This window comes from Acidovorax sp. CF316, from assembly GCF_000276605.1.
Classification (GTDB): domain Bacteria; phylum Pseudomonadota; class Gammaproteobacteria; order Burkholderiales; family Burkholderiaceae_C; genus Acidovorax.
In genome coordinates this window covers 20,778-27,763 of the sequence record NZ_AKJX01000156.1, presented here as the reverse complement: position 1 = coordinate 27,763, position 6,986 = coordinate 20,778, and the positions used below count along the sequence as shown (strand labels likewise).

Sequence of the window (6,986 nt, the reverse complement as noted above, 5' to 3'; positions counted from 1 at the left end):
CCCGCCCGCCAGCGGCTCGGCGCCGATGTGGATGTGCGCCACCGCCTGGCCGCGTGTGAACTTGAGTGCATTGCCCAGCACCTGCACCAGCAGCTCGCGCAACAGGCCAGGGTCGGCATCGAGCGCGGGCAGGTCGGGTGCCAGGTGCCATTGCACCTCGCGCCCGGCCTCGGCCGCGGCCAGGTCGGTGCGCGCCTGGGCCACGGCATCGGCCAGTGCCACGGTTTCGCAGCGCAGCGGCGCGCGCGTGGTCCGCGTGATGGCCAGCAGGCCGTCGATCATGAGCCCCATGCGCCGGGCCGACTGGTCCATGGTGGCCAGGAAGCCCAGCGCCTCCTGCAGCTCGGGCGCCTGCACCACATCGGCCGGCAGGTCGCCCAGCACCTCGCGCACCAGCGTGCCGTACGAGGTCACATGGCGCAGCGGCGCGCGCAGGTCGTGCGAGACGGCGCGCAGGAACTCCTCCTGCGCAGCGGCCATGTCGGCCAGCTGCTGGCGGCTGCGCGCCAGCTCGGCGCGCAGGGCCTCCACGGCCTCGGGGGTGTCGTCCTCGCTCATGCCACGGGCCTCCTGTTCACCTCATGCCTTGGGCTGCTTCGTGGGACGCTGCCAATTGGCAATGGCCACCTGTTTGCCGCGAGCCACGCCCAGCGAACCTGCCGGCACATCCTTGGAGATGGTGGAGCCGCCGCCCACTGTGGCGCCGGCACCGATGGTGACGGGCGCCACCAGCACACAGTTGCTGCCGATGTGCACGTCGGCCTCGATCACCGTGCGGTGCTTGTTGGCGCCGTCGTAGTTGGCGGTGATGGCGCCGGCACCGTAGTTCACACGCTCGCCCACCGTGGCGTCGCCCAGGTAGGCCAGGTGGTTGGCCTTGGCACCATCGGCCAGGGTGGAGTTTTTCACCTCCACGAAGTTGCCGATGTGCACTTCGCGGCCCAGTTGCGCACCGGGGCGCAGGCGCGCGAACGGGCCGATCAGCGCGCCCTCGCCCACGCTGGCACCGAGCTTCTCGCCGTCGATATGGGTGTAGGGGTGCACCACCGCACCGGCAGCGATGCGCGCGTTGGCGATGCAGCAGTTGGCACCGATCTGCACGCCCTCGCCCAGCTCCACGCGGCCGGTGAAGAGGCAGTTGGCGTCGATCTCCACGTCCTGCCCGCACACCAGCTCGCCGCGCACGCCCGTGCGCACGTCGTCGCGCAGGTCGAAGCGGGCCGGGTCGGCCAGGCGCACGCCCTGCTCCAGCAGCGCACGGGCCTGGCGCTGCTGGTGGGCGCGCTCGAGCTCGGCCAGTTGCAGCGGGCTGTTCACGCCCGCCACCTGCAGGGCATCGGTGATGCGGTGGGCCACCACGGGCACGCCATCGGCCACGGCCATGGCGACGATGTCGGTCAGGTAGTACTCGCCCTGGGCGTTGTCGTTGGTCAGGCGCGCCAGCCAGGGCGCCAGCAGTCGGGCCGGCACGGCCATGATGCCGCTGTAAACCTCGGTGATGGCGCGCTGCGCCTCGCTCGCATCCTTGTGCTCGACGATGCCCTGCACGGCGTCGGAGCCGTTGCGCACGATGCGGCCATAGCCCGTGGGGTCAGGCAAGGTGACGGTGAGCAGTGCCAGTTTTTCGCCGCCGCCGGCGGCCACCAGCGCGCGCAAGGTGTCGGCCTGGGTCAGCGGCACATCGCCCGAGAGCACCACCACCGTGCCGTCGTCGCGCAGGTGGGGCACCGCCTGCTGCACGGCATGGCCGGTGCCCAGCTGCGGCTCCTGCCGCACGAAAGCGAGTTCCACACCGCCAGCGGGCGCGCTGCGCGTGGCGGCCTCCACCTCGGCCGCGCCATGGCCGGTGATCACCGTGGCGCTGCGCGCCTGCAGATGGGCCGCCTGGTCCAGCACGTGGTGCAACAGGGGGCGCCCGCCCAGGCGTTGGAGCACCTTGGGGAGGCGGCTTTTCATGCGCGTGCCCTTGCCGGCCGCCATGATGAGGATGTCGAGTTGCGTCATGGAAATGCGAAATGGGGGTGCCCAGGCCAGTGTGCAGGACGGCACGCCAGGTGGCGCACGGGCACGGAACGGCGATTATCGGCTGCGCAGCGGCCACGCCGCTGGCCAGGCGCCTGCCTACAGCAGCGGCAGCAGGCGCGGCGGCGTGTCGTAGTACTCGGCAATGCGTTCGAGCGCGCGGGTATTGAGCAGCCGCAGCCGGCCGTTCCTGAGATCGTGCAGGCCCAGCAGCGCCAGGCGGCGCAGGGTCTTGTTGGTGTGCACCAGCGACAGGCCCAGGGCATCGGCGATGTGCTGCTGGTTGAGCGGGAAGGCCACGCTGCCATCGGCATCCACCAGGCCCAGGCGGTCGAGCCGGCGGTACAGGTGCATGAGCAGCATGGCCACGCGCTCGGTGGCGTTGCGCCGCCCGGCGGTCAACAGGTGATCGTCCACGTGGCCCTCCTCGTGGGCCGCCAGCCAGGTGACGTCGTAGCCCAACCGCGGATGCTCGGCAAACACGGCCCACAGGCTGTCGTTCTGGAAGACGCACAGCGTGCAGTCCGTGAGCGCCTCGACGCCATGCGCCGACAGGTCGCCGAACTCCTGCTGCAGGCCCACCAGGTCCCCCGGCAACAGGAAGTTCAGGATCTGGCGCCGCCCGTCGCTCAGTGTCTTGTAGCGAAACGCCCAGCCCGAGTAGAGCGTGAACAGGCGGGAGTTGACCTGGCCCTCGTGCACCAGGGCGCCGCCGGCCGGCACCGGTTGGGTGGCGGAGCGAAAGCCCTCGATGAAGTCCAGCACCTGGGGCTCCACGGGCGTGAAGGCACCGGTCCTGCGCAGTCGGCATTCATGGCAGCGCGGCGGGCACGCTTGGGGCGGCAGGGTGGCGTTCATCGTGGCGCCATTCTAGGGAGCCGGCCACCGTCCGAGGCACCCACCGGTGGGCATTTTTTTGCGGTGTTGGACCCGCGCCATGGGTCGCCACGGCCTTTTTCGTGCACGCAGTCCTGCTATGTCTTTTGACATTGCGCCGCTGTCAGCGCCGTCCTACATTGCGCCGCACCTATGACCCCTGCCCACAGCCTGTATGAAGCCTTGTACGTGAGTACCCTGGCACCCGACCAGCCCGCCAGTGTCGTCGCCGAGATCGCCGGCCATGCCCGCGTGAAGAACGCCAGCCTGGGCATCACCGGCCTGCTGGTCTTCGATGGCATGCGCTTTTGCCAACAACTGGAGGGCACGCAGAAGCAAGTGCTCAAGCTCACCGAGCGCATCCGCAACGACCCGCGCCACACGGGGGTGGAGGTGCTGCACCATGGCCTGCTCGCCGAGCGGCGATTTCGCGGGTTCAGCCTGGCCTTCACGTCGGTGGACGACACCGAGGTGCTCGTGCGGCTCGAACAGCTCGATGGCGAGGCCGCGATGGCTGCCTTCGAGGTGCTGCGCGCTGAGCTGCATCGCTAACACCAAAAGACAACGGCCGCCGGAATGGTCCAGGCGGCCGTCTCGTTGGGGAGCGCCATGCGGAGCCAGCCAGCGCCGGCCACCGCGTGGTCGCACATCAGGCGCAGCAGGGCGTTCCGTCCACCGAGGGCACCGAGGTCACACCCAGCGCGGCGCGCTTCCACCAGGCCGGTGCCGAGCGCTCGGCCAGGCCCGTCCAGCGGTACTGCAGGCGCTGGTTGCCCAGCGTCTCCACCACCGCATGCTGGCCCGCTGCGACCCACAGGGTCTGGCCAGCCTGCAGGAAGACGTCGCCGGCGGATTCGCTGCTGGAGCCGTGCGGGCCGTCGTCCAGGGTCACCCAGGCCTGGCCTTCGGCGACGCGCAGTGCCATGGCCTTGCGCGGCTTGAGGCTGGCGGCCTCGCCGGGCTTGAGCGTGCAGATGTCCTTGGCCGCAACGCGGCGGAAGGCGCTGGATGGTTGCAATTGCAGAACATTCGATGCAGTCATGGCTTTCTCCTGGTAAACCCTGTAGACCTCTATGGTGCGCTTGTGCTTGATGCGCGTCCAATGAATTGCAAGGGCCTGATTGATTCAAGTTCGGCATCAATCCAAAAACGGCCGGATACCGGTGACGGCCAAATCGCGCTCAAGCGTGCATGCGCACTCGCTGGGGTGCTATCCGATGCAGAGCAAACCGGGCCAGGCCGGCGGCCAGTCGACCGCTGGCGCCCAGGGTCTTGGCCACCGCGGCGACCACGGCACGACCGCCCTGGCCGAGTGCGCAGACCAGGTCGCGCAGCGGCTGCGCCACGCCCAGCTCCCAGTCCAGCGCCGGATCGGCCTCCAGGGAGGCGACGGGTGCAATGTCCCAGCAGAAGGCCACTGCGCTGGGCGCCCCGCCACGCAGGAACCAGGACTCCATCACCACCTGCTGACCCGGTTCGATGACCAGGGTCTGCCCCTGGTGCAGCACGACGTCCTCGGTGGCTTGCTCGGGCTGGCCGGGCCTGGCACCCACCGAAAGCCATACCCGGCCCTGCGAGATTTCAAGCACACTGCGCTCACGCGGGTTCAGCGTGATGGCACGGCCCGCGTCCAGCTTCCAGCTTCCGGCCAACACGCGGCCGGCCGCGGAAGCGATGGCGGATTGTTGCGATTCCAGAACGGTACGGGACAGCATGGTGGGCTCCTTGGTGTTTGAAAAAACGTTGTAGAGCCTGGATGATCTGCTCGTAGCGGCCTTCGGTCCAATGAAAACGCGGTACGCTATTGATGCTTACAGCGCATGAATAAATTTTCAAATCAGAGCATGCAGAACGCCGACCCCACCCCTGCCCTCTCGCGCACCCGCCCCGTGGCCGTTGGCCACTGGCGGGCCTTCCTGGCCGTGGCCCGGCACCTGAACTTCCGTGCCGCCGCCGATGAGCTGGCCCTGACCCAGTCGGCCGTGAGCCGCCAGATCCAGTCCCTGGAGGACGAGGTGGGCGTGCCCCTGTTCCTGCGCCACACGCGTGCGGTGGAGCTGACCAGCGCCGGTGCCCAGCTGCAGCGCTCGGTGGCGCCAGCGCTCGAACGCATGGACGCCTCGGTGCGCCTGGTGCGCCAGACGGCCGGGCGCAAGAGCGTGGCCATCAGCACCTGGGCCAGCTTTGCATCGATGTGGCTGATACCGCGCATGGAAGAGTTCCAGCGCGACAACCCGGGCATCGACATCCGCATCGACGCCACCGACGTGCCGGTGGACCTGGAAACCTCGGACGTGGACCTGGCGCTGCGCTACAGCCTGCCCTCCACCACCCCGCCCGGCGCGGTGCGCCTGTGCGGCGAGCAGTTGGCCATCGTGGCCAGCCCCTGGCTCATCAAGAGCAGCCCACCCGTGCGCACCCCCGCCGATGTGGCCCAGTTCACGCTGATCGAGGCCGGCGACGCCCACCGCAGCACGCACCTGGAATACCTGAGCTGGCAGCGCTGGTTCGAGAACCAGGGCCACCCCAAGCTGCAGCCGCAGCGCTGGCTGTATTTCAACTACGCACACCAGATCGTGCAGGCGGCCCTGAGCGGCCAGGGCCTGGCGCTGGCCCGCATGCCGCTGATTGCCGACGCACTGGCCGCGGGCGACCTGGTGGAGCTGCTGCCCAACCACCGGCTGGATTCGCCGCTGGCCTACTGGCTGCTGGTGGGGCCGCGCAGCGCCCACCGCCCGGAGATCAAGGCCTTCTGCGCCTGGCTGGAGATCCAGGCCAAGGCCACGCGCGAGGCCGTGGGCGATGTGCCCGACCCGGATACCGTCGACGACTTCGACTGAGACCGCCAACAGCTTGCCAGTCTCCGGCGCGCCCTGCCCCGCCGGCCGCCATCACCAGGCAGGGCGGCAGGCAGGGCAAGGCATGCCGGAAATCGTTAGCCTCGAACGAGCCCCTCGTAATCGACGTTGGTGAAGCCCGGAATCGGCACCTCGCCGGGCCGGTTGCCATTGCGCTGCAGTTCGTCCACCACATAGTCGGCCACGCAGTTCACCAGCAGTTGCTGCGGGTCTTCCATGATGCGGCGCAGGCGCGCCACGCAGGCAGCCTGGTCATCGAGGCCATGGATGGGCGGCATGTCGCGCTGCGCATCGGGCGAGAACACATAGGCCGGGTGGTGCGCGAACATCTGGCGCGACACCTCCACGCTGGTGCGCGTGTGCATCCACAGCCGGCGGTAGGTCTGCTCCAGGCCGGCCAGCGCGGCCTGGTCCTGGAACTGGTCGACAGAGAAGCCGGGCGCATGCGGTGCGACGTACAGGCGGTCGGCCGGCATCCGGCCATCGCTCACGCGCCAGACCAGGTTGCACATGCTGTTCGACGACCACGTCACCCCCGCCGTGGGCCGGCCCGACTGGCCGCTGACCAGCACCATGGCGCGCGCCCAGTCGATGCCGCTGCCATGCAGCCAGGCGCCGATGCGAAAGGCGATGTCCACATAGGCCAGGCAGAAGGTGGCGAACATGGTGGCGTTCATGGACACCGGCAGCACGCCGGCTGGCGGGTCGAAGTACTGCGCCGCCAGGGCGTCGAAGTCGAGCAGTGACGCATCCACCAGCGCACGCTCGACATAAGCCTCGGTGGCATCGAGCGTGTAGGCCACCAGGGCGGCGATCTTCGCCTCCTGGCCCGCAAAGGCCGGCAGGTTCACGTGCTGGCGCCACATCTCGGCGACATTGGCGCCGCGCACGCGCGCGATGTGCGGCAGCAGGCCCTGCAGCGGGGTGCGCCAGCCGGCGACGTCATCGGGCGCGAGCTCGCGCCGGCGCGCCACATAGGCGATGGCCAGGGGCAGGTGCGAGATGGCCGTGAGCTCGATGAAGCCACGCGTGGACTTGCGAAAGCTTTCCATGCGCGGCGCGGCGCCCCGGCCCGGGAACAGTGCGATGTCCGAGGCGGTGGACACCAGCAGCGGGTTGCCGGCCTGCTGCTCCAGCATCAGGGCCGTGAGCTCGGGCCCGATGGCGCCCGGCCCGCCGGTGAAGGCATGGAACAGGCCCGCGAAATCGGCTTGGGGTTGGTACATGGTG

At 69.4% G+C, this 6,986-nt stretch carries 8 protein-coding genes; 2 read left to right on the top strand and 6 right to left on the bottom strand.

The window, feature by feature from the left end; translation table 11 throughout:
- From PMI14_RS19220 to PMI14_RS19210, 3 genes are all read right to left on the bottom strand, one after another.
- On the bottom strand, positions 1-558 hold a 558-nt coding region (locus PMI14_RS19220; protein WP_007856979.1), incomplete at its 3' end, for a histidine kinase dimerization/phospho-acceptor domain-containing protein.
- A 21-nt stretch (positions 559-579) separates the two neighbouring features.
- A complete protein-coding gene (gene glmU / locus PMI14_RS19215; RefSeq protein ID WP_007856978.1) occupies positions 580-2,004 on the bottom strand; it encodes a bifunctional UDP-N-acetylglucosamine diphosphorylase/glucosamine-1-phosphate N-acetyltransferase GlmU in 1,425 nt (474 codons plus the stop codon).
- Positions 2,005-2,121: 117 nt separating this feature from the next.
- On the bottom strand, positions 2,122-2,880 hold the full coding sequence (locus PMI14_RS19210; protein ID WP_007856977.1) for a Crp/Fnr family transcriptional regulator: 759 nt from the start codon (positions 2,878-2,880) through the stop codon (positions 2,122-2,124).
- Between the two features lie 171 nt (positions 2,881-3,051).
- Between PMI14_RS19210 and PMI14_RS19205 the strand changes: the two genes are divergently transcribed.
- Positions 3,052-3,450 carry a BLUF domain-containing protein gene (locus tag PMI14_RS19205; RefSeq protein WP_007856976.1) on the top strand — a complete coding sequence of 133 codons (399 nt, stop codon included), beginning with the start codon at positions 3,052-3,054 and terminating at the stop codon, positions 3,448-3,450.
- Positions 3,451-3,547: 97 nt separating this feature from the next.
- Here the strand turns inward: PMI14_RS19205 and PMI14_RS19200 are convergent, their stop codons facing one another.
- Entirely contained in the window at positions 3,548-3,940 is a 393-nt protein-coding gene (locus PMI14_RS19200; protein WP_007856974.1) for a DUF2917 domain-containing protein, read from the bottom strand.
- Positions 3,941-4,079: 139 nt separating this feature from the next.
- On the bottom strand, positions 4,080-4,613 hold the full coding sequence (locus PMI14_RS19195; protein ID WP_007856972.1) for a DUF2917 domain-containing protein: 534 nt from the start codon (positions 4,611-4,613) through the stop codon (positions 4,080-4,082).
- Positions 4,614-4,742: 129 nt separating this feature from the next.
- On the opposite strand from PMI14_RS19195, the gene PMI14_RS19190 reads away from it, so the two are divergent.
- Positions 4,743-5,738: a LysR substrate-binding domain-containing protein gene (locus PMI14_RS19190; RefSeq protein WP_007856970.1), complete on the top strand. Its 996-nt coding sequence runs from the start codon at positions 4,743-4,745 to the stop codon at positions 5,736-5,738.
- A gap of 95 nt (positions 5,739-5,833) precedes the next feature.
- On the opposite strand, the gene PMI14_RS19185 is transcribed toward PMI14_RS19190, so the two are convergent.
- Complete coding sequence (locus PMI14_RS19185) at positions 5,834-6,982, bottom strand: DUF5624 domain-containing protein (RefSeq protein WP_007856969.1); 1,149 nt, start codon at positions 6,980-6,982, stop codon at positions 5,834-5,836.
- Between the last annotated feature and the right edge of the window lie 4 nt (positions 6,983-6,986).

Coding starts and splice junctions, on each gene's coding strand:
- glmU (WP_007856978.1), bottom strand. CDS start 2,004: ATGACGCAACTCGACATCCTCATCATGGCGGCCGGCAAGGGCACGCGC.
- PMI14_RS19210 (WP_007856977.1), bottom strand. CDS start 2,880: ATGAACGCCACCCTGCCGCCCCAAGCGTGCCCGCCGCGCTGCCATGAA.
- PMI14_RS19205 (WP_007856976.1), top strand. CDS start 3,052: ATGACCCCTGCCCACAGCCTGTATGAAGCCTTGTACGTGAGTACCCTG.
- PMI14_RS19200 (WP_007856974.1), bottom strand. CDS start 3,940: ATGACTGCATCGAATGTTCTGCAATTGCAACCATCCAGCGCCTTCCGC.
- PMI14_RS19195 (WP_007856972.1), bottom strand. CDS start 4,613: ATGCTGTCCCGTACCGTTCTGGAATCGCAACAATCCGCCATCGCTTCC.
- PMI14_RS19190 (WP_007856970.1), top strand. CDS start 4,743: ATGCAGAACGCCGACCCCACCCCTGCCCTCTCGCGCACCCGCCCCGTG.
- PMI14_RS19185 (WP_007856969.1), bottom strand. CDS start 6,982: ATGTACCAACCCCAAGCCGATTTCGCGGGCCTGTTCCATGCCTTCACC.